This window comes from Gemmatimonas sp. (assembly GCF_031426495.1).
GTDB lineage: Bacteria > Gemmatimonadota > Gemmatimonadetes > Gemmatimonadales > Gemmatimonadaceae > Gemmatimonas.
Genome location: NZ_JANPLK010000068.1, coordinates 1 through 26405, shown reverse-complemented (window position 1 = coordinate 26405; position 26405 = coordinate 1). Strand labels below are relative to the sequence as shown.

Below are 26405 nucleotides of genomic sequence, written 5' to 3'. Positions count from 1 at the left end.
GAAGTGTTGGTGAGACCCCAACGGCATCCAGTCGGTTGCCATCAGGGAGCGAGGGCACGCAGCGCGCGCACCAGGCCCTCGAGCATTTCCGCCCCGCCTAACCGGGTCAACTTGAGCGCCAGCGGCTGGGTCCGTTTGACGTCCACTTGGAACTGGACACCGTGGAAAGCCGCTGACAGACCCTTCAGGCGAGGAACTGCGTCAGCCCTGAAACTAACACGGGCTTCAGATGCCCGCACAAGCACCCCCTCCACACCGAGGGCCGCCCCAAGCACCCGGAGCATGGCACTCGCGAAGAGCGCGTGGGCTGCCGTGGGCATCGGACCGAACCGGTCGCGAACCTCACTTTGGAGCGCCTCGATGTCCTTGGGCTCGCGTAACGCCGTAAGCCGGCGGTACACATCGAGCTTGGCTTCCTGCGACGTGATGTAGTCGTCGGGCAGAAAACTCGGAAAATCGAGCGATACGTCGGCCGGGATCCACGCCTTCTGGCCCCCGGTTTCCGACAGCTGACGCACGGTTTCGTCGAGCAGCCGCAGATACAGATCGAAGCCAACGGAATGCACGAAGCCGGATTGCTCCGACCCCAACAGATTACCCGCGCCACGCAGCTCGAGGTCCTTGAGGGCTATCCGATAGCCGGCGCCGAGTTCGGTATGGTGCTCGAGCACGGCCAAGCGGCGCTCGGCGTCTTCGTCTACCCGATCGGGTACCAGCAGGTAACAATACGCCCGACGGTGCGACCGACCGACACGCCCCCGGAGCTGATAGAGCTGGGCCAACCCCAGATGATCGGCCCGGTTCACGAACATCGTGTTGGCGTTCGGCACGTCGAGCCCGCTTTCCACGATGAGCGTGGACACCAGGATGTCCACTTCGTGATCGACGAACTGGCGCATCACGTTTTCGAGTTCGCGCTCCTTCATCTGCCCGTGTCCCACCGCCACCTTGGCGCGCGGCACGATACGACGCAGGTGATCGGCGATCGCTTCGATGGTCTCGATGCGATTGTGTACGAAGAACACCTGCCCGCCGCGGTCGAGCTCGCGCGAGATCGCCTCTTCGATCAGCGCGTCGTCGAAGGGCTCCACAAACGTGAGCACCGGCGAACGATCGCGCGGCGGCGTCTGCATGAGCGTGAGATCGCGCAGTCCCGCCAAGCTCTGGTGCAGGGTGCGCGGAATCGGCGTGGCCGTGAGCGTGAGCACGTCGGTCTGTAGCTTGAGTTGCTTGAGCCGTTCCTTGTGCTTCACACCAAAGCGGTGCTCTTCGTCGACGACGATCAGTCCGAGGTCCGCGAACTCGACATCGGGGCTGAGCAAACGATGCGTCCCGATCACGATATCGATCTGTTTCTTCTTGAGCTTCTCTACCACGACCGCCTGTTCCTTGGCGGTCTGGAAGCGGCTCATGACTTCCACGGTCACCGGAAAATCGGCCAATCGATCGCCGAAGCTGCGGGCGTGCTGTTCGGCCAGAATGGTGGTGGGCACCAGCACGGCCACCTGACGGCCACCCTGCACCGCCTTGAACGCGGCGCGAATGGCGATCTCGGTTTTGCCGTAGCCCACGTCGCCCACGAGCAAGCGATCCATCGGGCGATCGCTCTCGAGGTCGCGCTTCACATCTTCGGTGGCTTTGCGCTGATCGGGCGTGTCTTCGAACAGGAACGAACTCTCGAGCTGCCGCTGCCACGCCGTATCCACGCCATGCGTGGGGCGCGTGGCGACCTTGCGACGGGCATAGAGATCAAGCAGTTCCTGCGTCATCTCGAGAATCGCCATGCGCGTCTTCTCGCGCTGCTGCTTCCAGCGATTGCCGCCCAGCTTGTGCAGCCGCGGCGCCGGTGCGTCGTCCGACACGTCGCTGGCACTGCGGTATCGCTCGATCTGATCGATGCGATACAGCGGCACGTTCAGTCGATCGCCGCCTTCGTACTCGATGACCGCCGCTTCGATCGTGCTTTCGCGCACGAAGATCTTTTCGATGCCGCGATAGATGCCGATGCCGTGCTCGAGATGCACGACGTAGTCACCTGGCTTGAGCGCCCCAATCGTATCGAGCGGAGCACCGGTGGTGTACTTGCGCGTCCGACGCAGCCGGCGATCACGACGGAAAATCTCGTGATCGGTGAGCACGCGCACGACGTTCGGAATGATGAACCCGCCGCCGAGCACGCCGATGGCGAGCGCCGCCGACAGCGGGCCGTCTTCGCCGAGCAGTTCGTCGAGACGCTCCACCTGTCCGGCGTTGTCGCACAGGATGACCGTGGGCAACCCGTCACGCTGCAGCTTGCGCAGCACACGCAGGTCACGCGAGATCGACTCGGGCGGACGCGTCGCGAACACCACATCGGGCTCAGGCCCTTGCGGCTGAAGGTCGGCCGACGAGGCACTGACCGCCCGCTGCGGCGGCGGTGCGATGCGAATGGTGCCGAAGCGGGCCAGCGTACTCGCCATCTCCGGCGGCGGCACGAACAACCGTTCGCGACGCACCCACTCTTCGCCGCGACGACGCGCCAGCTCGAGATGGTGCGCGGCTTCATCCCACGTGCGCACCAGCTCGGGCAACACCGACGTGCCAGCGGGCATGATGACGACGGCGTCGGGTGGCCACAACGACGGCAGCGACACGCGTTCGACCTCTCCCTCGTCTTCCCGAACGCGGCCGTCGACCGGCAGGATCAGGGCGAGTTCGGCATCGCGCGTGCTGCGCTGCGTGTTGAGATCGATGTGACGCAACTCAACGATGTCATCGCCCCAAAACTCGAGGCGCACCGGCTCGGCCATGCCGAACGAGTAGATGTCGATGATGCCGCCGCGCACGGAGAACTGGGCGACATCTTCCACCATCGGCACGCGTTCGAATCCGATGGATTCGAGATGCGCCGTGAGATCTTCCAGCCGACGCACATCGCCTTTACGCAACTCTAGCCGCGCACCGGCCAAGGCTCGCGGCAGCGCGGTCTGTTCGAGTACGGCGCGCGCCGTCGTGAGCAACAGGCGCACCCCGCTGCGTCCAAGCTTCTCGAGCGTCTCCACGCGTTCGCCAGCGACTTCGGCGTGCGGTTCGACCTCGCCAAACCCTTCGCGCGGCGGGTAGAGCGCGACGGGGATGTCGTCCACCAGCGACTGTAAGTCGGCCAACCAGCGTTCGGCGTCGCCCACTTGGTCGGTGATGACGACAACCAGTCGCTGCGGCAGCGCGCGAGCGAGGGCGGCCACAAACACGGCGTCGGCCGAGCCGGCCAGGCCGCCAACGCGCAGACTCTGACCGGGGCCCGGAATCGCCTTGTGCACTCGTGCGAATGCCGGCAGGGCCTCGATCGCATCGAGCAGTCTGGGAAGGCCCATCAGTGTCTCGCCAACCAGGATTCGGCCAGCAACGCGGCGAGCGCCAGCGCCACCAGCGGCAGCAGCAGGCCATGCCCAGCGGCGCGGTCAAACACCAGGGTGCGCCACGCGCTCACGCTAGTGGCCGGCGTGACATCCCGTCCGGCAATGTGGGTGCGCATCTCGGCCACCGCGCTATCCGCTGCTCCCTGCCCCATCCCAACCACGTCCGACTCCTCTGGCTCCGGATTCACGACCAACGCGCCGATGCGCGCGGACTGACGACGCAGGTAATACACCCCTGCCACATTGGGAACGGTGAGACGGTCGCTATTGGTGCCCACCACTTTTCCGTCGGGGCCTTCGAGGCCGGTCACACCGCGCAACCCTGCGATGTGCTCGCCCGGCACCGCTTCAATGAGCCGACCGTCTTCACCGAGGCGACGCGAGAGCGCTTCGAGCACCCAGGGCACGAAGGCCGCACGCAACGGCAGTTCCGTGGCGTCGGGCTCGAGCGGCGAGCCGATGAGCACATAGCCTTCGCCGGCCACGGCCCAGGCCGATCCACCGGCGGTGGCCAACGTATCGGGCATCGCCGGCGCACCGGCACCAGTGCCAGCGCCAGCGCCGCCGTTGTTGCCGCCCGGTGAATACACGAGCGGATAGCGCAGACGCACCGGTGTGCCTTCGAAGACGCTCACCGATGCCGCCGCGGTATCGAGCGGTGCGCCATCGCTACTGGCGGCGCGGGCCAACACGAGATTGCGCGCGATGGCGCCGAACCGCCACGGAATACCAAGCCGGGTGAGCGTGCGATTCGCTTCGCCGATGCGCACGGGGTCGAGCGGCGCCGTGAGCAGCACGGGCAAGCGCACGCCGGCCGCATCGGCGCCCGACACGGTCACACTGCGCGCCGCGCCTTCGGCTCCGCGCTCGAGACGTTTTTCTTCCACCAGCGTGGAGAGGGCGGCCGAGAGAAACGGGCCGCCTTCGCTGCGCACGGCCACCATGGGCGGCGGGGCCACGCGCACCGCGAACCACCGCGCGTCGTCGGCCCGCAACGCGTCGGCGTCGAGCTCCACTTTGCCGCGCACCCACCCGGTACTGTTGCTCGCGAGCCGCTGTGTGAGACGCACCGGCGCGGCCACGGGCGCACTGGCCACCGCGCCGCGTGCCACCGTGCGCCCGTCCAGCAGCACCCGCCACTCGGACGAATCGGGCGCACTGACGGCGAAGTTCACCGTGCCCGACGGCGTCCATCGTGCCGGCTCAGCCCGCGCCGCCAAGACGGCGCGATTGCGCACCGAACCCGTACCGTGGGCCAGGACCACGACCGGCACGGCGCCGGCGTCGATCACACTGTCGGTGGCGAAGGCGTTGCGCTGTCCATCACTCACGATGGCCACCACCGGCGCACGGGGATTCCCGCTGCGCGCGAGTCCCACGGCTCGGCGCGTCGCGGCCGCCAGATCGCCACGTCCGCCCAAGGGCGCGAGCCCGTTCAGCGACTCCATCAGCGACGCGGCGCTCCCTCCGATCACGCGTCCATCGGCGGTCACGATCCAGGCGCGATCGTCGTTCGAGAGATCCGACAGCAGTCCGCGCACATCGGACCGCAAGCTGTCGAAGACCGAGCGCTCGTTGCCGATGATGCCGGTGCTCATGGAATTGTCGAGCACAATGGCGAGACTCACGGGGGCATGACCAAGCCCCGCGAGTTTGGCGATGGGGCGTGCGGCGGCCAGTGCCAATGCCAAGACGGCGAGCACGCGTAGCAGCAGCAACAACCGATGCCGCAACTTGAGATCGCGGCTGTGTTCCTGTTCCATGCGCGTGAGGTAGCGCACGGCGGGGAAATCCACCGTGCGACCGACCTTTCGACGCAACAGATGCACGAGCAACGGCACGCCGACCAAGGTGGCCAGCGTCAGAAACATCGGAGCGAGAAACGCCATCGAGAGGCTGCGAGAGGACTACGACAGAATCGGAAACATCACGGAGGAGGTCGTTCAGATCATCGCGCCGCGACCGTTCACGCCGACCAGATGGCGCAGCGGTCGGCCGAACGGCTCGTCGGTCATCGCGACCGCGTACCGCGCGCCGGCCCGACCGAGGGCAGCGCGCCACTCTGCGAGCGCCTCCTGCACCGTGGCTTGGTACGTCGTGCGCACGTCGGACGGAGAGGCCGGCACTTCGATCTTCGATTCCGGATCGCGATAGCGCGCCTCACCGGAATCGGGGAAGTCGCGTTCGGCGGGGTCCATCACATGCAACACCAGCACTTCGTGACCTCGCGCCCGCAGTGTGCGCGCGGCATCGGCCACCGGCTCGGGATCGGCGAGCAGGTCGGACAAGAGCACGACGAATCCCGGGCGACGCACCAAACGGCCGGCCTGCAGTAACGCCCCCGCCACGTCAGAGCTGGTGCCACCGCCCGGTTCCGAGAACGCGGCCATCAGCCGGCGCCACTGCGTGCGTTGCGAGCGCGGCGGCACGACGTCACGGAGCGTGGCGTCGAATCGGACGAGTCCGACGGCATCACGTTGCCGCAATAGCAACAACGCCACCGCAGCGGCCAGCCGTTCGGCGTACGCCAGCTTGGTGAGCCGGGCCGGGTCGCTGGTCCACTGCATGGACGCGCTCACGTCGAGTACGAGCATGGCCCGGGCGTTGGTCTCTTCTTCGAACTGCTTGACCACCCAGCGATCGGCGCGGCCGGCGATCCGCCAGTCCAGATAACGCAGATCGTCGCCCGGCATATACGGCCGATGCTCGGCGAACTCGACACTGAAACCCTTGCGAGGCGAACGGTGCATACCCGTCACGAAGCCGTCGACGACCCAACGGGCGACGAGCTCCAGGTGGCCGAGGGCCGCCAGGACTGTGGGGTCGAGCTGATCGGCGCGTGGCTGGGACATGTGCGAGAAGGATAGTGCGGTGCCCGCCTGTATGGGGCGGGCATCCGACGGCAACTACTAATCGTTTGACAATTACGGCCGAGACCCCAACATTGGTTGAGGATTGACGAATAATTTCCTCCCTACTAGGGGGCTGAACATGACCAGATCGTGTGCATTGCTCACGGCCGTCGCCTCGTTGACGGTCAGTGGAACCCTCGCGGCGCAGGGTACGGCGCCGAAGCCGTCCCCAGTTGGGACCACGCCGCAGATTGCCGTGACCGGGGTGACGGCGGTGACGTCGCTGGCGAACTGGCCTGGATTGTCGCTGTCGGTCAACAAGGACGCGTACGTCACCGTGTTCGCCGTGACCCGCACCAAGGGATCGGCGCTGCCGATTCAGATCCTCTCGCCGGCCAAGCCGGACGACGCGGGCAAGCTGAGGGCGGGCCGAACCGTCAAGCCCCGTCGTCTACTGGGTGACGAGGCGTTGCACCTGCTGAATTACGGCGAGTCTCCGCTGATCGTCGCCATCGCCTCGAGCGTGAAGCCGGAGCTGGCGGCCTTTCGGGCCGGCGGCAGCTGGGGACACGACCTGCTGATGGACACCCTCGCCACCAGCGAGCAGCAGATGGTGGAGATTCTCGCGAAGACGATCTACGCGGCGGGCGTCCCATTTGATGCCGTGATCAGCCAGCCCAGCGAGATCTCGCCGGTGCCGGTCGTCAGCGGTGCCTTCGCGTTCGGGAACGGGCCGGTGGTCGTGTCGCGCTACACGACGAGCATCAATGGTGGCCTCGAACTCTCCACGCTGGATCCCGTCGTCAGGACGGCCGACGTGTACCAGCAGACGGGCATGCTGCCGATGGGTTACATCAATGGTGCCCCGTTTACGCTCAAGGGCGGTTCTGTAGCGGCGGTCGAGCGCGGCCGACTCGTATACTACCCGCCGCCGCCGGCGCCTCCCACGGCTGCTCAACGGGCCGGCCAGGCGGCCGTCGGCGCGCCGGCGACCCCCCCGCCAGCGAAGTAAGCGCACCAACGTCAAGTCGTTACGCGGCGGCCGCCCCCTCGGGACGGCCGCCGTTTTCGTCTCTGGGCACCAGATTGCGGGTCGAATCGATTATCTTGAAAGGCTGCTTACGCATCGCCCCTTCTAGCAAGGCATTCCGTTGGAACTCAGTCACATCCGCAACTTCTGCATCGTTGCCCATATCGATCACGGCAAGTCCACCCTCGCGGACCGCCTGATCGAGAAAACCGGCACGTTACAGAAGCGCGAAATGAAGTCTCAGGTGCTCGACACGCTCGACCTCGAGCGCGAACGCGGCATCACGATCAAGCTCAATGCCGTGCGCATGAGCTATAAAGCCGGCGACGGGCAGAACTACGAGCTCAACCTGATCGACACGCCGGGCCACGTCGACTTCACGTATGAAGTCTCGCGGTCGCTGGCGGCCTGCGAAGGCGCGATTCTGGTGGTCGATGCGTCGCAGGGCATTCAGGCGCAGACGCTGTCGAACCTGTTCCTCGCGATGGACGCCGGGCTCGAGATCATTCCGGTGCTCAACAAGATCGACTTGCCAGGAGCCGAGCCGGAGCGCCGTCGCCAGGAAGTGGTCGACCTGATCGGCTGCCGACCGGAAGACGTGCTGCAGGTGAGCGGCAAGGAAGGCACCGGTGTGCCGGAGCTGCTCGAAGAGATCGTGCGACGCGTTCCGGCTCCGTCGGGCGACGTGAACGGTCCGTTGCGCGCGCTGATCTTCGACTCGTACTACGACAAGTATCGCGGCGCCATTCCCAGCATTCGCGTCGTCGACGGCGCCATGCGAAAGGGCACCAAGATCACCTTCGGTGCGTCGGACAACGTGTACGAGGTGGCCGAAGTGGGTTACCTGCAACTGCGCCAGGTGCCCACCGACGTGCTGCACGCCGGCGAAGTGGGCTACGTGCTCGCCGCCGTGCGCTCGGTGCGCGAGACGCGCGCGGGCGACACGATTTTCGATCAGGACAATCGCGCCGCCGAGGCGCTGCCCGGCTATCAGGAAGTGAAGTCGTTCGTCTTCGCCGGTATCTATCCGACCGACACCACGCAGTACGAAACGCTGCGTGATGCGCTCGAAAAGATGAAGCTGAACGACGCGTCGCTGCAGTACGAACCGGAAACGTCCACCGCGCTTGGTTTCGGCTTCCGTTGCGGCTTTCTGGGACTGCTGCACATGGAAATCGTGCAGGAGCGCCTTGAGCGCGAGTACAATCTGGATCTTGTGACTACGGTGCCCAGCGTGGAGTACCAGGTCACGAAAACCGATGGCACCGAGTTGCTCGTCGAGAATCCGGCGCTCATGCCGCCGGCGGTCGTGATCACGCGCGTGAAGGAACCGTACGTTCGGGCGCGCATCATGTGCCCGTCAGACTACATCGGCCCGATCATGACGCTGGGTATGGAGCGCCGTGGCATCTACAAGAACACGCGCTTCCTCGATTCCGTGCGCGTGGAGCTCGACTGGGAGTTTCCGCTCGGCGAAATCATTCTCGACTTCTTCGACAAAATGAAGACGGTGAGCCGCGGCTACGCCTCACTGGACTACGAGATCCTGGAGTATCGCGAGAGCGATCTCGTGCGCCTCGACATGCTCATCAACGGCGACGCGATCGACGCGTTTTCGGTGATCGTGCACAAGGACAAGGCGTACGAGTGGGGCCGCAAGGTGGCCGAGAAGCTCAAGGAGCTCATTCCGCGCCAAATGTTCGAAGTGGTCATTCAGGCCACGATCGGCATGAAGGTCATCGCGCGCGAAACGGTGAAGCCGCTGCGCAAGGACGTGACGGCCAAGTGCTACGGCGGCGACATCTCGCGAAAGCGCAAGCTGTTGGAAAAGCAGAAGGAAGGAAAGAAGCGCATGAAGCAGGTGGGCAGCGTGGAGATTCCGCAGGAAGCATTCCTTGCGGTGCTGCAAGTCGATTGATGACGGCGAAGTAGGGGGTATGGAGTAGGGGGTAGGGAGTCGACGACTCCTTACCCCTTTCTCCTTACCCCTTACTCCGAACCCCCTACTTTGCTGTATGGTCTCCGCCGTCCTCCAAACCTCGTTTTTAGGCGACATGATCCTCACGACGCCGCTTATCGAGCGGTTGGCGCGTGAGGGCGAGGTGCATGTGGTGGCGACGCCGGCGAATGCGGCGGTGCTGGCCAATCATCCGGCGGTCGCGTCGGTGATCGTGTACGACAAGCGCAATGCCGACGCGGGGGTGGCGGGGCTGCGTCGGGTGGCGGCGCGATTGCGTGCAACCGGCGCGACGACGGCGTACATGGCGCAGGGCTCGTGGCGAACGGCGGCGCTGGCCCGGATGGCCGGTGTGCCGAGCGTGGGCTTCGATACGTCCGCTGGGCGATGGCTGTACTCGCGCCAGGTGGCGTATCGGAAAGACTGGCACCACGCGCAGCGACTGTGGGCGTTGGCGAGTGATCCGCGCGACCCGACGGGGCCGCTGCGGCCGTCGCTCTTTCCCAGCGCGGCTGATACGTCGCAGGTGAGTGCCCTGCTGCACGAGGCCGGTGCGATCAGCGGAGAGCCGTTGATCGCACTTGCCCCGGGCAGCGTGTGGGCCACCAAGCGCTGGCCGTCATACGATGCGTTGGCGAGTGGGCTCGTGGCGCAGCTGCCCGATGCGCGCGTCGTGGTGCTTGGTGCCGCGGGTGATGCGCCGCTCGCGTCGGCGATCAGCGCAGCGGTGCAGCAGCGCGGTGGCCCGCCCATCATCGATGCCACCGGCAAGCTGTCGCTGCTCGGCTCAGCCGCCCTGCTATCCCGCTGCGTGGTGCTCGTGACCAACGACTCGGCGCCGCTGCATTTGGCGAGTGCCATGAATACGCCGACGATCGCGCTCTTTGGGCCAACTGTTCCTGGAATGGGATTCGGACCGCTGGCTGATCGTCGCGTGGTGCTTGGGCGCGACCAGCTGACCTGCCGACCGTGCAGCGCGCACGGGGGTCAGGCCTGTCCGTTGGGTCACTGGAAGTGCATGCGGGATGTGGAGCCGAGCGTTGTGGCTGAGCAGGTCGTGCGTGCGGCCGTTTCGACTCAGTAGCGGAAGGCGAGCTTCAATTTGCGCCACCACTGCTCGTCGAACGTCGACACCGCGAGGGGATTGCCACCCAACGCATCGGCGTCTTCCCCGTGGCGAACGACCACGAGTTCGAGACTCGGCACCACATAGATCTTCTTGTCGCCCTTCCCAAGCGCCGCGACCAGATCGGAGGGCGCTGATGGAATGAGCGCGCCGGGTTGGGTCGGTAGCAGATAGGGGCCGGGAATGCGGTAGCTGCTGCTGCCGTTCAGCCACCAGAGCAGGCCGTATCCGCCGTTATCGGGCGGCGTCGCACGCCATGACGCAGTAAACCACGCGCTGTCGGCCAGTATGGGCACGCCGTTCCAGCGGCCACGATTCAAGGCGAGCAAACCGAAGCGCGCCATGTCGCGGGCCGTGCTGCTGAGAATCCATCCCAGTTCGCCGGTGTCGACGTTGGGGAGCCAGGTGGAGCCGACCATCCCGATGCGGTCGAACAGCACGCGCCGCGACAGGGCGTTGATGCTCTCGCTACTGGCCGCTTGCACGACGCCGAACAGCTGATAGTACGCCGGATTATTGTAGTAGAATCGCGTGCCGGGCTGTACGACGGTTTGCAGCGAGTCATTGAGGCCCGACATCATGCCCATGAGATGCCGCACCGTAATGCGGGACTCGGTACCGGGACTACGCGACCAACCGGCCCCGAGGTATCGCGTCGCCGCGCTGTCGAGAGCGAGTCGTCCCGAGCGCGCCAGCTCTCCGGCGATCGCACTGAGCACCGACTTGCTGGCCGACGCGATAATCGAGTCTTTGGCTGGTGTCCAGCCGCTCCAGTAGCGTTCGGCCACGATGCGGCCTCGCCACAGCACCACCACGGCAGTCGAACGCTGCGTACCCGCCCAGTCGAGGGCCGCCGTGAGGGCGGCCACGTCGTAGCCCAGTCGTGCGCCGGCAATCGTGTCCCACGACACGCCGGTCGTCGGCGGAAAGTAGGGCGCCAGCGTACGCGGATCGACGACGACCGGTGGTGGCTCGACAGGCGGTGCGGTTGGCGTCGCGGTCACGTCAGCAGCGGCGCAGGCGGTGATGAACCCGAGTCCAATGCCGCACACTACTTTCGAGATTCTTAAGAGGACGGCCGCACGCGGTCGCGGCATTCGAGGTGTCGGCTGAAGGCGCATGCCCGTTGGACGACCGGCCGCCACGTGCGTTAACGACGGCCAGCGCAGCCAGCACTGGGCGGCAGCATTATCTTTTCGCCTTATGACTGCCCTCCCAGCCAACCAGTTCATTGTCGGTGTCGATCTTGGCGGCACCAACATTGTCGTCTGCGCGATGTCCGCCGATGGATCGCGCCAATACGGACTCCGATCCGAACCCACCGCCGCGCACGAAGGTGCCGATGGCGTGATCGCGCGCATGGCTCGCATGGTGAATGACGCGGTGTCGGACACGATGCGCGAAGCCGGCGTGTCGCGCGAGGCGTTTCTCGGCGTGGGCGTGGGAGCGCCCGGCCCGCTCGATCGCGAGAAGGGCATCGTGCTCGTGGCGCCGAATCTCAACTGGCACAACATCCCGCTGCGCGATCGCATGACCGAGCTGACCGGCCTCGCCGCCGCGCTCGACAACGATGCGAATTGCGCGACGTACGGCGAGTGGTGGGTGGGCGCGGCCAAGGGCGCCACGAACGTGATCGGCATGACCATCGGCACCGGCATTGGTGGCGGCATCATCCTCGATGGTCGGCTGTATCATGGCTCGAGTGACGTGGCCGGTGAAATCGGCCACACCACTATCGACCAGACCGGCCGTCGCTGTGGCTGTGGCAACTACGGCTGCCTCGAGGCCTATGCCTCGGGCACGGCGATCGCCGAACGCGCGCGCGAGGCGCTGTCGTTCGACCAGCAGTCGATCCTGCCGGAGCTGGTGAACGGCGACGTGTCGAAGATCACGGCGGCCACGGTGTATGCCGCCGCCGCGCAAAGCGATGCCGTGGCGATCGAGATTGTGCGGGATACGGCGCGCTTTCTGGGCACCGGCATCGCCAACCTACTCAACGTGTTCAATCCCGATTGCGTCGTGATCGCCGGCGGCGTCACGCAGGCGGGCGAAGCGTTGTTCGTGCCGTTGCGTCAGGAAGTGCGTCGTCGCGCGTTCAAGCCGGCGGTGGATGCCTGTCGGATCGTGCCCGGGACCCTGCCCGGCACCGCCGGAGTGGTGGGCGCGGTGGCCACGTTCATTGCGCAGCACACCGGTCGGCCACCCGCGTGAACACTGTCGAGTTGCCCGATGTCCCGCGCAAGAAGCGCGTCGGCGTGATAGGATCGTTCGTCTGGGATGTGCTCCACGGCCGTGACAAGCGCAGCGTGCCCGTGGAGGAATGGGGCGGCATCACGTACTCGCTCTCCGCCCTCGACGCAGCGCTGCCCGACGACTGGGAGATCGTGCCGCTGGCGCGCGTGGGCGACGATCTGGTCGATCGCGCGCGCTTGTTCTCCCGCACCTTGCGGCACATGGCGCCCGACGCCGAGATCATCGGCGTGCCCTACCCCAACAATCGGGTAGAGCTGCGCTATCTCGACGACGAACGTCGCACCGAGCATCTATCGGGCGGTGTGCCGGCGTGGACGTGGATGGGACTCAAGCCGGTGCTCGATGCGGCGCGGCTTGATGCGCTGTATATCAACTTCCTGAGCGGCTGGGAGCTCGATCTCGAGACTACCCAACTGGTGCGCGCGCATTTCAGCGGGCCGATCTACTGCGATCTACACATGAAGATCATGGCCGTGCTACCCGACGGTCTGCGCGTGGCGCAACCGCTGCCCAACGTAGCCGCGTGGTGTGAATGCTTCGATGTGCTGCAAGTGAACGAAGACGAGATGCAGATGATGGCGCCCGACTCGATGGCCTTGGCCGCGACGGCGATGGCGGCCGGCGTGTCCTGCCTCTGCGTCACGCTCGGCAAGCGCGGTGCGGTGTACGTGGCCGCGCCGGGCTTCGAGCGACTGAGCGACTTGCCGCCCGTGCGAGGTCACACTTCTGCTCTGTCCACATCGCCGCGAGGTGGCAGTGGTGCACTGGGCGCGCTGCGCACGGGGCTGGTGCCGAGTGTTCCACCACGGGTCGATGGCCCCGGCGATCCGACCGGATGTGGCGATGTCTGGGGCGCTACCCATTTCTCGCGGCTGCTTGCCGGTGATATGTTGACTGATGCGATTGCGACGGCAAACAAGGCTGCATCGCGCAACGTCGAGCATCGCGGCGCCTCCGGGCTCGCGAATCATCTTCGCGGAGAGCTGAGTCTTTCGTGACGACTGTCATCAGCGTACCGCCATCACTCGATGAGCAAAGCTTCGAACAGGTCTTCGAGCAGCTGGCGTTGGTCCCCGACGGTGACAAGATCCTAATCGACGCCCGGCATGCCCGATGGGCCTCGCCCTACGGACTGACGGCGCTGCTCTGCGTCGCGCAATCGCGCGCCGAGCGCATGGGCTTCGCGGTACCCGAGCACGCCGACACGGTATCGTACTGGTCGCGCACCGGATTCTTCCGTCATGCGGCCGAGTTGTACGACATGCACGGCACGGTGCCGCGGGCGCGTGACGCGCACGAGTCGGATGTGCTGCTCGAGATCACGCCGATCACGAAGAGCGACGACGTGCACGGCGTGGTGGGCCGCATTCAGCAGAAGGCCGCCGATATTCTGCACGGCCAGCTCAATCTTGATACCGCCATCACCGGCGCCTTCGGGATGACGCTGAGTGAAGCGTGTCAGAACATCGTGGAGCACGCCGGCTTGGGTGGCTGGGTCGCCGTACAGACCTACAAGTACGCGCGCCGCCTCGGTCGCCGCGTGGTCGTGATTGCCGTGTGCGACGCGGGTGTCGGCTTCCGGAAATCGCTCGAGAGTTCGCCGGGGCATCGCCGCAGCGATCGGTGGGATGACGCGATGGCGCTCGAAGATGCCGTGCTGCGCGCGGTCAGCCGCTTTCGTCATGGTGACAAAGGGCGTGGTCAGGGTCTGGCGGGCATCCGTCGGTTCGTCGGTCGGTGGGATGGCAAGCTGTCGGTGCGCAGCGGCACCGCGCGCATCGCCATCACGCCGGAGTGGGATGAAGACGTCCCGATGACCGAGGGACTTCCGTTTTTCCCCGGCGCACAGATGCAGGTCACGATCCCCGAACGTCTCGGTGACGCGCCCGTGCGGGCACGTACCGCCGGTGCGTCGCGCGCCCGCACGCGGGGCACGCTGTGAGGGCACGATGAGCGTCAACATCGACGTCGGGACCGTGTTGCGCGGGACCGTGTGCGACCTGTACTCGAATCTGGTCACGCGTCCCACGGGCGCGGCCGTACGCACGGCCATCGAGGAGCAGGTCATCGAACTCGGGGCCTCGGTCGTGACCACCATCGACTTCTCGCAGGTGAACCTGCTGGATTTCTCGTGCGCCGACGAGATTGTGGCCAAGCTGCTGCTGCGCTATGCCAGCGAAGACGGACTCCCGGGATTCCTCACCTTCCGCGGCATCCACGAAGGACATATCGACCCGATCGAGACGGTCCTCGAACGTCATGCGCTCGCGTTGGTATCATGGCATGAGGGAGCGGCCGAACTGTTCGGCTATGTGGACGACGACGAGCGGCTGCACTGGGAGGCGGTGCGCGACCACGGACCGATCTGGGCCGAGGCGCTGGCGCCGATTCTGGCCGTGAGCGAGACGTTTGCCGCACAGCAACTGGACCGGCTGCGGGGCCGCCGGTTGATCATGCGACGGGAAGACGGCTTCACGGTGCCCGGCACCGTGGCGAGGGCATCATGAACGACGAAGAGAAGGCCAAAGCGCGGAAACTGGGGCTGTTCAGTGGCTTCTCCCCGGTGCTGCAAGTGGTGGGATTCATCAGCAGCAAGCCTGGCGACGCCGAACGGGGACCAATGGTTCGCCTGCGCTCAGACGACGCGTTGGTGCGTCTCGTGACGGGACACGAGCTGGTGCGTGTGGTATCGGATCGACGTTCTGAACTGGCCGAGCTGCAGATTGACGACACGTTGCCTCGCGGCGGGTGCGTTTTGCGGGACGTCGTCGGCGCCGCTCCGTCTGAACTCGTACGGGTGGTCAAGTTGGATACCGACTCCCGGACGCGCGTCTGACCTCGTCCGGCCCTTCGCCGGCCCACGCCGCCTTCCTTCCGCATCCCACCGTGCCTGACATGAGTGACATCGACGCGATGCCCCCCATGCCAACCGAGCGCTCGGTGGTGCGGCAGCTGGCGCAACTGGATCGCACCGAGTCGTCGCTGGTGCTGGCCAGCGGCATGGCCGCGGTGGCCTGTACCATGGTCTCCCTGCTCCGCCCCGGGGATCATCTACTCACCAGCCGCTGGCTGCGTCCAGAAACGCGCCGGTTCTTCGAGCATGAGCTCCCGTCGCTCGGCGTTCAGGTGAGCTTCGTCGATCCCACCGAAACGCGTGGATGGCGCCGGTCACTCACGCGCACCACGCGCCTCGTGTATCTCGAGTCACCGGTCGATCCGAGCACGCGCATCGTGGACATGCGCCCCGTGCGCACGCTGGCGCAGGAGCTCGGACTCGCGCTGGTCGTCGATGCCACGCTCGCGAGTCCCATCAACTTCCGGCCGGTCGAGCACGGCGCCGATGTGGTGCTGCACTCCGCGAGCGCGTTCCTCGATGGTCACGGCAACGGGTTCGCCGGCGTCGTGTGCGGCAGCGACGCGGTGATCGACGAGGTGCGCACCAAAATGCAGTCGTGGGGTGCCGAGCCGCATCCGGCGGCCGAGGAGCATCTGGCCCGCGGACTCAAGACGCTTGCCGTTCGCGTCGGGAAGCAGAACACGACGGCGATGGTGGTAGCGGAGTGGGTGGCCGCGTTTGCGACGCGCAACGGTGCCGTGGTCTCCGTGCAGTACCCCGGCTTGCCCTCACATCCGGATCATGCGGTGGCCGCCGAGTGCTTCTCGGGGTATGGCGGCCTGATGTCGATCACGCTTCGGGATGGCGATGCGGCGGTAGTAGAGCTGCTCGGCCGACTGCAGCAGTTCCGCGTCCGGGACGCCGAGCGCGCGTCACGCCTCGGGGGCGTGGAGTCCGTGGCGAGCGCACTTCCCGATGGATCGATCCGGCTCAATGTCGGACTCGATGATGCGTCGACGTTGATCGGCGATCTCACTCAGGCATTGGAGTAGTAGGTGTCCGGCATTCTTCGCCTGACGAACGTCAGCAAGGAGTATCCCCGATCAGGCGCCGCCCTGCGCGACATCTCCTTCGAGATGCGCAAAGGTGAGTTCGTGTTTCTGGTGGGACACAGTGGCGCCGGCAAGAGCACGCTGCTGAAGCTGTTGTCGATGGCGGAGCGTCCAACCACGGGCGAGCTGCGCATCTCCGGGTTTTCGAGTCTTTCCATCAAGCCGCGCGAAATTCCGATCCTGCGTCGCCGCCTTGGCATCGTGTTTCAGGATTTCCGTTTGTTGCCCGATCGGACCGCTGAACAGAATGTGGCGTTCGCGCTGGAAGTGACGGGCGCACCGCACGCACAGATCCGCCCCAAGGTGGCGCGACTGCTCACGCAGGTCGGGCTGGCCTCCAAGGCCACCGCGTTTCCGCATGAACTCTCCGGTGGAGAGCAGCAGCGCGTGGCCATTGCGCGGGCGCTGGCGAACGATCCGTTTGTGCTGCTGGCCGACGAGCCCACCGGCAATCTCGACGACCGCGCCACGCACGCGATCTATCTGCTGCTGCGCGAGATCAACGCGCAGGGCACGGCCGTGCTGATGGCCACGCACGACGTGGCGATGATCCAGCGGTCGAATCTGCGCTTCCTGGAACTCGACCACGGCGAGCTGGTGCACGACGGCACCGATGTGGCGCGACTGCTGGCCGACATGCGAGGCCGTCGATGAGGCTCGCCCTCCGTGAAGTGTTCTTGGCGTTCAAGCGCGCCCCGCTGCTGGCGATCCTCGGCGTCACCACGATCGCGTTCTCACTGTTCGCATTCGGGCTGTTCGGGCTGGTCGCGATCAACATCAAGTCGGCGCTGCTGGAGATCGAGGATCGCGTGGAGATTCGCGCGTTCCTGATCGACGGCGCGAAGGACGCGCAGGTGGAAGAGCTGATGCAGGGGATCAACAAGATCCCGCAGGTCGCCGACGTGGGCTCTGTGAGTCCCGACTCGGCGCTGCAACGCGCGCGCGCAGAACTCGAGGAGTTCCGCGACGTGATGGAAGGCGCGATGCTGCCCGGTTCGGTGGAGCTGCGCTTGAAGGAAGGCGCGCGCGACCCCGAGACCGTGCAGGCCATTTCGCGTCGACTACAGACGTATCCGGTGGTGGAAGAAGTGCGCTACGGACGCGAGTGGGTGGAGAAGCTCTATCGTATCCGCAACATTGCGGGCATTGCCGGCTCGGTGCTGGGCAGCGTGTTCGCGCTGGTGGCGATCATCATCATCGGATCGACGATCCGCATGGCGATCCTTGCCCGCACGAAGGAAATCGAGATCATGCGACTGGTCGGTGCCACGAACAATTTCGTGCGACTGCCCTACCTGATCGACGGCACGCTCAAGGGCCTTGCCGGTGGCGCGATCGCGGCGGCCCTGGCGTGGACGGCCGTGCAGCTCGTGTCGAAGAACCTCATGGCGGCGCAGTTCTTCAACGCCGAACAAGTCATGCTGGGGATCGCGGCGGGCGGTGTGCTGGGCCTCGTAGGCAGCTGGCTATCGGTGGGTCGTCACCTGCGCCGCGTGTGGCGCGACGCGTAGTGCGCGCCATGCAACGCCGTGTCATCGCCGGCGTGTGCGCGCTGGCGGCGGCTGTCGTGGCGGTGCCTTCAATGGCGTCGGCGCAAGCGACCGGCGCGCCGGAACAGCGCCTGCGACAGCAACAAGACGAACTCGACAAACTGCGAAAGGAACGCAGTGACCTCGAAAAGAAGATGGCCGAGCTGCAGCGCAGCGCGCGCACGCTCTCCGATGAAGTGAACAATCTCGAAGCGCAGCGGAAGGCGACGGCGCGACTGGTTGGTGCCCTCGATCAACAGCTCGAGACCATCAACACCGAGGTGGTGAAGGCGGGTTCCGGCCTGGTGAAGGCCGAGAGCGAGCTGGTGAACAAGCGTACCGCGCTGCAGCGCCGCATGGTGGAGATCTACAAGCGCGGTAGTCTGTACGACGTGGAAGCGATGCTCTCCGCCCAGTCGTTCGCCGGACTTGTGGCGCGCTACAAGTATCTGCACGAACTCGCGCTGCACGACCGCGGACTCGTGCGGCGGGTGGAAGGCCTGCGCGATCAGATCATTTCCCAGCGACTCTTGCTGGTGCGCCTGCAGGACGAAGTAGCGCGCAACCGCTCCGAAAAGGATCGGGAAGCGCGCCGGCTCGCCGAGCTCGAATCGCGGCGTCAGCGCAACCTCACGACCGTGCAGCGCAGCGCCACCCAAACGCGCGAGCGGCTCACGCAGTTGGCGCGCGACGAGGCCAAAGTGGCCGGTGTGATCGCGTCGTTGGAAACGGTGCGACGCCGAGCCGAGATGTCGCCGAACGCTCGACCGGCGGCACCGTCGAGTATTCGCACGTCGGACCTCGGCAAGCTCGATTGGCCGGTGGACGGCACGATTCTGTATCGCTTCGGCCGCGTGATCAATCCGAACAACACGACCACCCGCTGGAACGGCATCGGCATCGGCGCGTCGGTGGGCACCGTCGTGAAGGCGATTGCCGCCGGTGAAGTCGTGCTGGCCGACAACGTGGGCACGTACGGTCCGACGGTGATCGTGCAGCACGGTGGCGGTGACTACTCGGTGTATGGATCGCTGGCGCGCATCGACGTGCGGAAGGGGCAGCAGATACCGAAGGGCCAGACGATCGGCACCGTCGGTGCGACGGACCCGGATTTACCGCCGCACCTGCACTTCGAGATCCGGCCGAAGGGACGCTCGGTGGATCCGCTGGAGTGGCTGCGCGGACAACGATGACTGCGAAGTCGGGGGTAGGGGGTAGGGGGTAGGGAGTAGGGAGTAGATCACGTGATGTCTGTTCCCTGCCGCCGCCGACGCGCGAGCGCTTGCGTGGCGGCGAGACCGAGTGCAACGAGCGCCACAGTGCTGGGCTCGGGCACAGTGGTGCTCGGCGGCTGCGCTGACGTCACCGGAACCAGACTGACGTTGTCGACGAGGTAGTCGTATCCCAACGCGTCGTACGCGGCGAAGGCGATGGTGGTACTCGTGCTCGATGCGAAGAAGTCGTATGTGAATGTCGTCGGGGTTGCCGGGTTGTAGCCCGTCGGCTCCGGAACGAGCTCGCCACCGATGTATGCGGTGAAGTACGGGACGACCAGGTATGGCGTGAAGAACAGTCGCCGAACCCAGAAGGAGAAGGTGTACTGCTTCCCGACTTCCGTCGTCACCGTCTGTGTGGCGCCCGCGTTCAACCATGTCAGACCAAGCATACCATCGAAGACGTTGGAGTTGCTGGTCAGGGTCCAGCCAGTGGTACCCGGCGTGGCGCTGAAATCGCCGTTCACGACGAGTTGTTGTGCGTTGAGGGGCGCGGAGAGCGCGAGGAGGGCCGTACAGGCGGCGACGATTCGGAGCATTTTTGAAGGCATGGCGGACGGATTCCGGTGAGGGGTTGTCTGTCATATCGAAGAATCAGTCTTGAAGGCGACATTGCCCGGCCAAACGGCTCACCCGTACGCGACATCAGGCATGGGGACGATGACTGCGAAGTAGGGGGTAGGGAGTACGGGGTAGGGAGTGGGTGTGGAGGTGGCGGGGGTAGGGTGATACTGTTGGACATGCCTGCTAAGAAAGCCGCCGCTGCGGCGCCCGCGAGAAAGGTCTCCAACCGAAAGGCGCCCTCGCCGCCTGCCCCCTCGATCGGTGCCCCCATCGTGGTCGATGGGGGAGACTGGACAAAGGACCGCGCGCCGCTCGGGGCGCACGTGTCCATTGCCGGCGGCACGTGGGAATCGGCAGCGCGGGCGCGTGAGATCAGCGCGACCGGCTCGCAGATTTTCACCAAGCAGGCGAACCGCTGGCTCGAGCGCGACATCGATGACGCCGAATCCGGGCGCTACCGCACCGCGATGACGGAGACGAAGGTGCGCTGGACCTGCGCGCACGACTCGTATCTCATCAATCTTGCGTCGCCCGATGACGCGCTACGGGCGCGGTCGGTGGAAAGCTTTAGCGCCGAGTTACGTCGGTGCCATGCGCTCGGCCTCGATGCGCTGGTGTCGCATCCGGGCAACTTCATGGACGACCGCGCCAGTGGCATCGCGCGGAACGCCGACGGCATCATCGCTGCGCTGGAAGCGGAGGTCGGCCCCACGCGGTTGCTGATGGAACTCACGGCCGGTCAGGGCACCGTGCTGGGCTCGACGTTCGAGGAGATGGCCGACTTGTTGTCTCGCCTTCCGGCCGCGCTGCGGAGCCGGGTGGGCGTGTGCCTCGACACCGCGCACATCTGGGCCGCCGGCTACGACCTGGTCACTGATTACGACGGTGTGTTCGCCAAGTACGGCGACGTGCTGGGCTTCGAGACACTCGGCTGCCTGCACCTGAACGACTCGAAGGCCAAGCTCGGCTCGCATCTCGACCGCCACGAGCTGATCGCCGAAGGGACCATCGGCGAACAGGCCTTCCGTCGCATCATGACCGATGAGCGCCTGGCGCGTATTCCGAAGGTGATCGAGACGCCCAAGGGCGACACACCGGCGGAGACGGACGGACGGATGCTGCGGTTATTGCGGGGGTATGCGGGGTGAACTGCGAGATACAAACTCCCTAGTGAGCAGGGGGGAGGGTATCAGGGCGGAGGAAGGAGGTGAACCGCGGGCGGTTGCTCCTCCCTCTTACCTGATACCCTCCCCCCTGCTCACTAGGGAGTTCGCAGTTCCCTAAAACAGCAGCTTATACACCACACTGACATTGCGTCCCGGATTGAACGCGTAACTCTTGATCCGGCTGGTCGCGTCGCGGTACTGCTCGTCCAACGCGTTGTCCACGCGCATCGTGAGTGAGTGCACCTGACTGCCCTTCACGGTGAACAGCCAAGAGGCACTCAGATCGAGGAGCGTGTACGCGCTCGTGGCCACGTCGAGGTCGTCGCCGCTCACGTGGTCCTGCGCGAACACGCGGCGCACGTCGCCGCCGGCGGACACGCGGCCGTTGTCGTAGCGCAGTGACGCGCCAAGACGGCCGGCCGGAATGTATGGAAGATTTTCGTCGCTGTTCCGGATCTTGGCGCGCACATAGTCGCCCATCACGCCACCGACCAGACGGTGCACGAGCTTCGTCTCAAGCTGCCCTTCCACGCCGTACATCGCAGCGTCGCGCTGCAGGAAGTTGACGAGCGGTACGTCATTCCCGTCGACTTCCTGGGTGCCCGTGGCGCTGGGCACGATGTACTTGTCGATCAGATTGTAGTACGTGTTGAACTGCGCAAAGGTGCGCGGGGTCTGCGCACGCAGTCCCGCTTCGAAACCGGTGCTCTGCTCAGGCTTCAGGGCAGCATTGCCAACGTCGAAGGTGCCCACGGCGGCGTGATAGCCGTTCGCGAACAGTTCTTCCACGGCGGGGGCGCGGAAGCCGCGCGACACGTTCGCGGTAAGCGACATATCTGTAGTCACCGGCACGCTCAATCCCAGCGACGCCGCCACATTCTCGAAGGTGCGGGACTGCGCGTCGCCGAAGCGGGCCGCTTCCTCACGGGGGTCAGTCGCGATCGAGAAGCGATCGTAGCGCGCTCCGATCTGCAGGCGCGGCGTGTGATCTTCCGATGCGCCCGTGCCGAGCGGCAGCTCCTGAAAAAGGAACGCGGCTACGTTGTTGTTGGTGGAACCCGGCACGAACGCTTCTTCACCGACGGGGCGGTACTCGCGGAAGAGCCCCTGCACGCCCACGGCGCCGGACATCCGACCGACCTTCGTACGTCCCGTCACGTTGACCGTTTGCGTGTTGAGCTTGAACTGCGTGCCGACCGCGCCATCCGGCTCGATCTCGCTGTGCGAGTACGACTGCGACGTGCCATCGACGCGGAGCGTGGCGATCGGGGCGTAACCGGTGCTGATGGTGGACTGGAGCGCTGCCATACGGCGTACGCCGTCGATGCGAATGCCTTCATCTCCATCCGGATGCGGCAGCCCGTACTCAAAGCCCATCTGGCGATACACCACTCCTACCGACCCGCGACCGCCGACGGTACCGGCGCCCAGCGCAAACTGATTGGTGGCGCCGTTGGTATTCGACTGCGCAGCGCCGCCGCCTACACGCATGTTTTCGAACTGGCGGAAGCCACCACGCGCCGTCAACGCGAGCCGCTTGCCCACGGGCACCGTCATGCCGACGCTGCCCACGCCGCCCGGCGTGACGCTCTCGCCCTGCCCCAGCACGTAGCCGGTGGCACGGCCGGGAATGCTGGTCGGGATGTCCGACGAGATCACGTTCACGACGCCGCCGATCGCGTTGTTGCCGTACAGCAGCGAGGCCGGACCGCGAATCACCTCAATGCGTTCGGCCGTGCTCGGATCGACCGCGTTCATGTGGTCGGCCGCGCCGGCCGACAGGTCACCCGCGCGCTCGCCGTCCTGCAGCACCAGCACGCGTTCACCAGTGAGACCGCGAATGACGGGCGTGGAGGCCATCGGCCCGTTGAAGCGCGTCGACATGCCGGGCTCCTTGGAGAGCGTCTGGCCAAGCGACGTGCTCAGGGCGCGCTGCAGTTCCTTGCCCGACAGCTGAACGGTGGCCTGTGTGACGTTGAGCGGATCAGTGCCAGTGGGCGTCGCGGTGACGTTCACGCTCGACAGGCGCACGGTAGACACGCGCATGGTGACCGTGACTTGCACGGGTGCCCCGCTCACGGTCACGACTTCGTGCGCAGCCGAGTAGCCAATACGAATGAAGTCGAGATGGTACACACCCGGTGGCAGTCCCTCGATGGTGAAACGGCCGCGGTCGTCGGTGAGCGCGCTCCGGTTGGCGCCACTCACCACCACCTGCACATTCGACAACGGCGCACCGGCCGTGTCCTTCACCGTGCCACTCACCACGGCGTCACGTGCGGCGATCGGCGCCAGCGTGGCCGCTGCACCGCGCGCCGGAACACTCGCGAGCGCGAGCACGGCGACAAGCAGGGGGGTGAACAACGAAAGGGCGGCACGCAGGCGGTTATGACGGCCTGCGGCCGGACGCGCGGCGATCGCAGTCGCGATCGCAGACGCGATCGCATAGCGCGGAAAATTCGGCAGCATGACAACTCCAGAGTATGATGTGCGCGACGCGTCGACATGACGCGATCACGTGGTCCGGGGGCCATGCCCATGGCATGGCCGACAACTCAGACCGACATCACTGGAGGGGCACGTTGCGAGGCACTCCCGCGACAGACGCTCTCGCGGCGCGGAGCCTCGGCACTTGCGGGCGCGATCGCGCGCTCGGCGACGATGGGGGTGCGCGGCGCGTTCGGCGACGTGCCGTTCGGGCCCGTCGCGACACTGCACAGCAGGCAGTCGTGCCCATGCACCAGCACGCAGCCGGGACCGGTCTCCGACTCCATGTGCACGTACGCTTCACGCTTGTCGAGGCGCCATGCATCGGCGATCGACGACACCGCCGGCCCCATGACCTGGAACCAGGCCAACAGGAACAGAAAGCGCGTAAGCAATGGAGAGCGCATGCGTGCCATACGCGTAAGCTGTCGGTTCCAGGAAAACGACGCAACCGGCTCTGGAAGATCCGGTATCAGGCAGACAGCTTTCACACATGTTCCGCTCACGCGCTCGATCACAGGTCCGATTGCCCGCACGTCGCGCTCGACGACTCGCCAATCGGCTGGCGATCGCCATCACACTTCTCGCCGCAGCGTGCGACAGTCCTACGGTGGTTCGACCGGATTTCGCGTATGATCCCACGGAGCTCACCGGTGGCCTGCTGTACCGCTGGAGTACGGGCGCGCGAGTGCGCGTGTTCGTCGAGCCGATGATCGCCGGCAGCGTGGATCTCGCGGGCGCCGTGCAGCGGGCGGTGGCCTCGTGGAACGCCGTGCCGCAGGAGCGCGAGTTCACCCTCGACGTCGTGACGAACCGCGATCTGGCCGACGTGATCGTCTACGATCGCAGTACTCCCCAGCCGGTCGTCACGGGCTCCTGTCCATTCAATCCCTCGGGAGCGGCGGGATACACCTATTTCTGTCCGCTCGGCAGTCGGGCTGAACGACTGCGGCCGATCGGCTCGACGCTCCTCACCACCGCGATCGTGATCCGCGTGGACATGACGACGACGGTGACGCAGGCCGCCCTCGATGCACTCGTGGCGCATGAAATGGGTCACGCCGTCGGCATCGGGGGGCACAGCCCGCAAACCACCGACGTGATGTATACCCGGCCCACGGTGCGCACGCCAACCGATCGGGATCGCAATACGCTGAGAAATCTTCTGGGTCGGGCGGCCGATATTACCCTCTGACACGGGCATGCGTCATGCACGCGGACTGAGAATTGATGCAGGAAATGGGGGCACTCCGCTTGAGCCACGGCGCCTCGTCCGTCATGTTTCAGTCTCGGTTCGCTGCTTGGCCGAATGAAAGCCGAACCCGCTGGTTAGAGTTTCACATCACTGAAGCACACCTCCTGCAGGACAGGTTAAGCGCTGCACCGTGCGCGCTCGACTGCGCCTGTCCCGCCGTCCGTTTTCCGTGAGGGTCGCACCCATGGCGACACAGGTCACTCCGTCCGCTACCGTTCGCCGCGAAAGCCTTGAAGGCCTCGCTCCCCAGGGCTTGAAACCAAGCGGTGAGGTTCACTGGAACTTCGTCGCTCCCGAACTCGTCGAGGCGGCGATCCGTCGTGGCGAAGGTCGGCTGGCCGAGATGGGGCCGTTCGTCGCGGTCACGTCACCGCACACGGGCCGCTCGCCGAACGACAAGTTCGTGGTGAAGGAGTCGTCGAGTGAAGCCGATGTCGACTGGGGCAAGGTCAACCAGCCCATGGCGCAGGCGCATTACGAAGCACTCAAAGCCGACGTGAAGCAGTATCTGAACACGTTGCCCGAGCTGTTCGTGCAAGACCTGTATTGCGGCGCCGATCCATCCACGCGCTTGAGTGTGCGCTACGTGTTGCCCAATGCGTGGCATGCGTCGTTCGTGCGCAACATGTTCATTCGCCCGGCGGTCGAGGAGCTGGCCACGTTTGCGCCGAATTTCACGGTGTATCACGCACCGGAATTCCAGGCCGACCCGGCAAAGCACGGCACGCGCACGACCACGTTCATCGTGCTCAACATCGCCGAGCGCACCATTCTGATTGGTGGCACGCGCTACGCCGGTGAGCTCAAGAAGTCGATGTTCACCGTGATGAACTATCTGCTACCGAAGCAGGGCGTACTCTCCATGCACTGCTCCGCCAACATCGGCCCCGCGGGCGACACGGCGTTGTTCTTCGGTCTGTCGGGCACCGGCAAGACGACGCTTTCGGCCGACCCCACGCGCGGACTGATTGGCGACGACGAGCATGGCTGGTCGCCGGAAGGCACGTTCAACTTCGAGGGTGGCTGCTACGCGAAAGTGATCAACCTCTCGCCTGAGAACGAGCCGGACATTTATCAGACCACGCAGATGTTCGGCACGGTGCTCGAGAACGTGGTGCTCAACGAGCCGTCGCGATCGGTGGACTTCGCCAACCAGTCGATCACCGAGAACACGCGTGCGTCGTATCCGCTGCACTACATCAAAAACCACGTGCCCAGCGGCCGCGGTGGACACCCCAAGAACGTGGTGTTCCTCACCGCCGACGCGTTCGGTGTGTTGCCGCCGATCGCCAAGCTCACGCCGGAACAGGCGATGTATTACTTCCTGTCGGGCTACACGGCCAAGGTGGCCGGCACCGAGCGTGGTGTCACCGAGCCGCAAGCGACCTTCTCGGCCTGCTTTGGCGCCGTGTTCCTGGTGTGGCATCCCACGAAGTACGCCGAGATGCTGGGCGAACTGCTGCGCACACATGGCTCGCAGGTGTGGCTGGTGAACACCGGCTGGAGCGGCGGCGCGTACGGCGTGGGCTCGCGCATGAAGCTCGGCTACACACGCACGATGGTGCG

Annotated in this window: 22 protein-coding genes; 15 read left to right on the top strand and 7 right to left on the bottom strand. The window is 65.6% G+C overall.

Annotation, left to right across the window (positions count from 1 at the left end; genetic code table 11):
• Positions 1–41: 41 nt before the first annotated feature.
• From mfd to RMP10_RS16945, 3 genes are read right to left on the bottom strand one after another with little or no spacing between them, the layout of a single operon-like run.
• Positions 42–3353, bottom strand: coding sequence for a transcription-repair coupling factor (mfd, locus tag RMP10_RS16955; RefSeq protein ID WP_309668978.1), 3312 nt, complete (start codon positions 3351–3353; stop codon positions 42–44).
• A complete protein-coding gene (locus RMP10_RS16950; RefSeq protein WP_310571353.1) occupies positions 3353–5287 on the bottom strand; it encodes a BatA domain-containing protein in 1935 nt (644 codons plus the stop codon). Before RMP10_RS16950 ends, mfd begins: the two co-directional genes overlap by 1 nt.
• A gap of 54 nt (positions 5288–5341) precedes the next feature.
• Complete coding sequence (locus tag RMP10_RS16945) at positions 5342–6250, bottom strand: DUF58 domain-containing protein (RefSeq protein ID WP_309668976.1); 909 nt, start codon at positions 6248–6250, stop codon at positions 5342–5344.
• Between the two features lie 139 nt (positions 6251–6389).
• Between RMP10_RS16945 and RMP10_RS16940 the strand changes: the two genes are divergently transcribed.
• The 3 genes from RMP10_RS16940 (at position 6390) to RMP10_RS16930 (ending at position 10321) form a co-directional block, all read left to right on the top strand.
• Complete coding sequence (locus RMP10_RS16940) at positions 6390–7262, top strand: hypothetical protein (RefSeq protein WP_310571352.1); 873 nt, start codon at positions 6390–6392, stop codon at positions 7260–7262.
• Between the two features lie 139 nt (positions 7263–7401).
• A complete protein-coding gene (gene lepA, locus RMP10_RS16935) occupies positions 7402–9198 on the top strand; it encodes a translation elongation factor 4 (protein WP_310571351.1) in 1797 nt (598 codons plus the stop codon).
• 97 nt (positions 9199–9295) lie between these two features.
• On the top strand, positions 9296–10321 hold the full coding sequence (locus RMP10_RS16930; protein WP_310571350.1) for a glycosyltransferase family 9 protein: 1026 nt from the start codon (positions 9296–9298) through the stop codon (positions 10319–10321).
• Here the strand turns inward: RMP10_RS16930 and RMP10_RS16925 are convergent.
• Complete coding sequence (locus RMP10_RS16925) at positions 10315–11460, bottom strand: serine hydrolase domain-containing protein (protein WP_310571349.1); 1146 nt, start codon at positions 11458–11460, stop codon at positions 10315–10317. The genes RMP10_RS16930 and RMP10_RS16925 overlap by 7 nt on opposite strands.
• A 106-nt stretch (positions 11461–11566) precedes the next feature.
• Between RMP10_RS16925 and RMP10_RS16920 the strand changes: the two genes are divergently transcribed.
• From RMP10_RS16920 to RMP10_RS16880, 9 genes are read left to right on the top strand one after another with little or no spacing between them, the layout of a single operon-like run.
• A complete protein-coding gene (locus tag RMP10_RS16920; protein ID WP_310571348.1) occupies positions 11567–12574 on the top strand; it encodes an ROK family protein in 1008 nt (335 codons plus the stop codon).
• Entirely contained in the window at positions 12571–13614 is a 1044-nt protein-coding gene (locus RMP10_RS16915) for a carbohydrate kinase family protein (RefSeq protein ID WP_310571347.1), read from the top strand. The genes RMP10_RS16920 and RMP10_RS16915 overlap by 4 nt, the downstream gene beginning before the upstream one ends.
• Positions 13611–14558: an ATP-binding protein gene (locus tag RMP10_RS16910; RefSeq protein WP_309668969.1), complete on the top strand. Its 948-nt coding sequence runs from the start codon at positions 13611–13613 to the stop codon at positions 14556–14558. The genes RMP10_RS16915 and RMP10_RS16910 overlap by 4 nt, the downstream gene beginning before the upstream one ends.
• A 7-nt stretch (positions 14559–14565) precedes the next feature.
• Positions 14566–15123: a hypothetical protein gene (locus RMP10_RS16905; RefSeq protein WP_310571346.1), complete on the top strand. Its 558-nt coding sequence runs from the start codon at positions 14566–14568 to the stop codon at positions 15121–15123.
• Positions 15120–15452, top strand: coding sequence for a hypothetical protein (locus tag RMP10_RS16900; protein WP_310571345.1), 333 nt, complete (start codon positions 15120–15122; stop codon positions 15450–15452). The genes RMP10_RS16905 and RMP10_RS16900 overlap by 4 nt, the downstream gene beginning before the upstream one ends.
• A 59-nt stretch (positions 15453–15511) precedes the next feature.
• Entirely contained in the window at positions 15512–16504 is a 993-nt protein-coding gene (locus RMP10_RS16895; RefSeq protein WP_310571344.1) for a PLP-dependent transferase, read from the top strand.
• A 12-nt stretch (positions 16505–16516) separates the two neighbouring features.
• Positions 16517–17218, top strand: a complete 702-nt coding sequence (gene ftsE, locus RMP10_RS16890; RefSeq protein WP_345785816.1) for a cell division ATP-binding protein FtsE — start codon at positions 16517–16519, stop codon at positions 17216–17218.
• Positions 17215–18075, top strand: coding sequence for a permease-like cell division protein FtsX (locus tag RMP10_RS16885; protein ID WP_310571342.1), 861 nt, complete (start codon positions 17215–17217; stop codon positions 18073–18075). The genes ftsE and RMP10_RS16885 overlap by 4 nt, the downstream gene beginning before the upstream one ends.
• Before the next feature lie 8 nt (positions 18076–18083).
• The gene (locus tag RMP10_RS16880; protein WP_310571341.1) at positions 18084–19286 is read left to right on the top strand and encodes a peptidoglycan DD-metalloendopeptidase family protein; all 1203 of its coding nucleotides are present in this window, start codon (positions 18084–18086) and stop codon (positions 19284–19286) included.
• Between the two features lie 47 nt (positions 19287–19333).
• Here the strand turns inward: RMP10_RS16880 and RMP10_RS16875 are convergent, their stop codons facing one another.
• On the bottom strand, positions 19334–19906 hold the full coding sequence (locus tag RMP10_RS16875) for a PEP-CTERM sorting domain-containing protein (protein WP_310571340.1): 573 nt from the start codon (positions 19904–19906) through the stop codon (positions 19334–19336).
• A 201-nt stretch (positions 19907–20107) separates the two neighbouring features.
• Between RMP10_RS16875 and RMP10_RS16870 the strand changes: the two genes are divergently transcribed.
• Positions 20108–21079: a deoxyribonuclease IV gene (locus RMP10_RS16870; protein WP_310571339.1), complete on the top strand. Its 972-nt coding sequence runs from the start codon at positions 20108–20110 to the stop codon at positions 21077–21079.
• Positions 21080–21211: 132 nt separating this feature from the next.
• On the opposite strand, the gene RMP10_RS16865 is transcribed toward RMP10_RS16870, so the two are convergent.
• Both RMP10_RS16865 and RMP10_RS16860 read right to left on the bottom strand, forming a co-directional pair.
• Complete coding sequence (locus tag RMP10_RS16865; RefSeq protein ID WP_310571338.1) at positions 21212–23566, bottom strand: TonB-dependent receptor; 2355 nt, start codon at positions 23564–23566, stop codon at positions 21212–21214.
• 86 nt (positions 23567–23652) lie between these two features.
• Positions 23653–24000, bottom strand: a complete 348-nt coding sequence (locus RMP10_RS16860; protein WP_310571337.1) for a hypothetical protein — start codon at positions 23998–24000, stop codon at positions 23653–23655.
• A 77-nt stretch (positions 24001–24077) separates the two neighbouring features.
• Between RMP10_RS16860 and RMP10_RS16855 the strand changes: the two genes are divergently transcribed.
• Both RMP10_RS16855 and pckA read left to right on the top strand, forming a co-directional pair.
• Positions 24078–24779: a hypothetical protein gene (locus RMP10_RS16855; RefSeq protein ID WP_310571336.1), complete on the top strand. Its 702-nt coding sequence runs from the start codon at positions 24078–24080 to the stop codon at positions 24777–24779.
• A 244-nt stretch (positions 24780–25023) separates the two neighbouring features.
• A partial coding sequence (gene pckA, locus RMP10_RS16850; protein ID WP_310571335.1) for a phosphoenolpyruvate carboxykinase (ATP) occupies positions 25024–26405 on the top strand: 1382 nt, incomplete at its 3' end.

Excerpts from the sequence above, each read along its gene's own strand:
- mfd (WP_309668978.1), bottom strand. The coding sequence starts at position 3,353 with ATGGGCCTTCCCAGACTGCTCGATGCGATCGAGGCCCTGCCGGCATTC.
- RMP10_RS16950 (WP_310571353.1), bottom strand. The coding sequence starts at position 5,287 with ATGGCGTTTCTCGCTCCGATGTTTCTGACGCTGGCCACCTTGGTCGGC.
- RMP10_RS16945 (WP_309668976.1), bottom strand. The coding sequence starts at position 6,250 with ATGTCCCAGCCACGCGCCGATCAGCTCGACCCCACAGTCCTGGCGGCC.
- RMP10_RS16940 (WP_310571352.1), top strand. The coding sequence starts at position 6,390 with ATGACCAGATCGTGTGCATTGCTCACGGCCGTCGCCTCGTTGACGGTC.
- RMP10_RS16930 (WP_310571350.1), top strand. The coding sequence starts at position 9,296 with ATGGTCTCCGCCGTCCTCCAAACCTCGTTTTTAGGCGACATGATCCTC.
- RMP10_RS16925 (WP_310571349.1), bottom strand. The coding sequence starts at position 11,460 with ATGCCGCGACCGCGTGCGGCCGTCCTCTTAAGAATCTCGAAAGTAGTG.
- RMP10_RS16920 (WP_310571348.1), top strand. The coding sequence starts at position 11,567 with ATGACTGCCCTCCCAGCCAACCAGTTCATTGTCGGTGTCGATCTTGGC.
- RMP10_RS16905 (WP_310571346.1), top strand. The coding sequence starts at position 14,566 with ATGAGCGTCAACATCGACGTCGGGACCGTGTTGCGCGGGACCGTGTGC.
- RMP10_RS16900 (WP_310571345.1), top strand. The coding sequence starts at position 15,120 with ATGAACGACGAAGAGAAGGCCAAAGCGCGGAAACTGGGGCTGTTCAGT.
- RMP10_RS16895 (WP_310571344.1), top strand. The coding sequence starts at position 15,512 with ATGAGTGACATCGACGCGATGCCCCCCATGCCAACCGAGCGCTCGGTG.
- RMP10_RS16885 (WP_310571342.1), top strand. The coding sequence starts at position 17,215 with ATGAGGCTCGCCCTCCGTGAAGTGTTCTTGGCGTTCAAGCGCGCCCCG.
- RMP10_RS16880 (WP_310571341.1), top strand. The coding sequence starts at position 18,084 with ATGCAACGCCGTGTCATCGCCGGCGTGTGCGCGCTGGCGGCGGCTGTC.
- RMP10_RS16875 (WP_310571340.1), bottom strand. The coding sequence starts at position 19,906 with ATGCTCCGAATCGTCGCCGCCTGTACGGCCCTCCTCGCGCTCTCCGCG.
- RMP10_RS16870 (WP_310571339.1), top strand. The coding sequence starts at position 20,108 with ATGCCTGCTAAGAAAGCCGCCGCTGCGGCGCCCGCGAGAAAGGTCTCC.
- RMP10_RS16865 (WP_310571338.1), bottom strand. The coding sequence starts at position 23,566 with ATGCTGCCGAATTTTCCGCGCTATGCGATCGCGTCTGCGATCGCGACT.
- RMP10_RS16860 (WP_310571337.1), bottom strand. The coding sequence starts at position 24,000 with ATGGCACGCATGCGCTCTCCATTGCTTACGCGCTTTCTGTTCCTGTTG.
- RMP10_RS16855 (WP_310571336.1), top strand. The coding sequence starts at position 24,078 with ATGTTCCGCTCACGCGCTCGATCACAGGTCCGATTGCCCGCACGTCGC.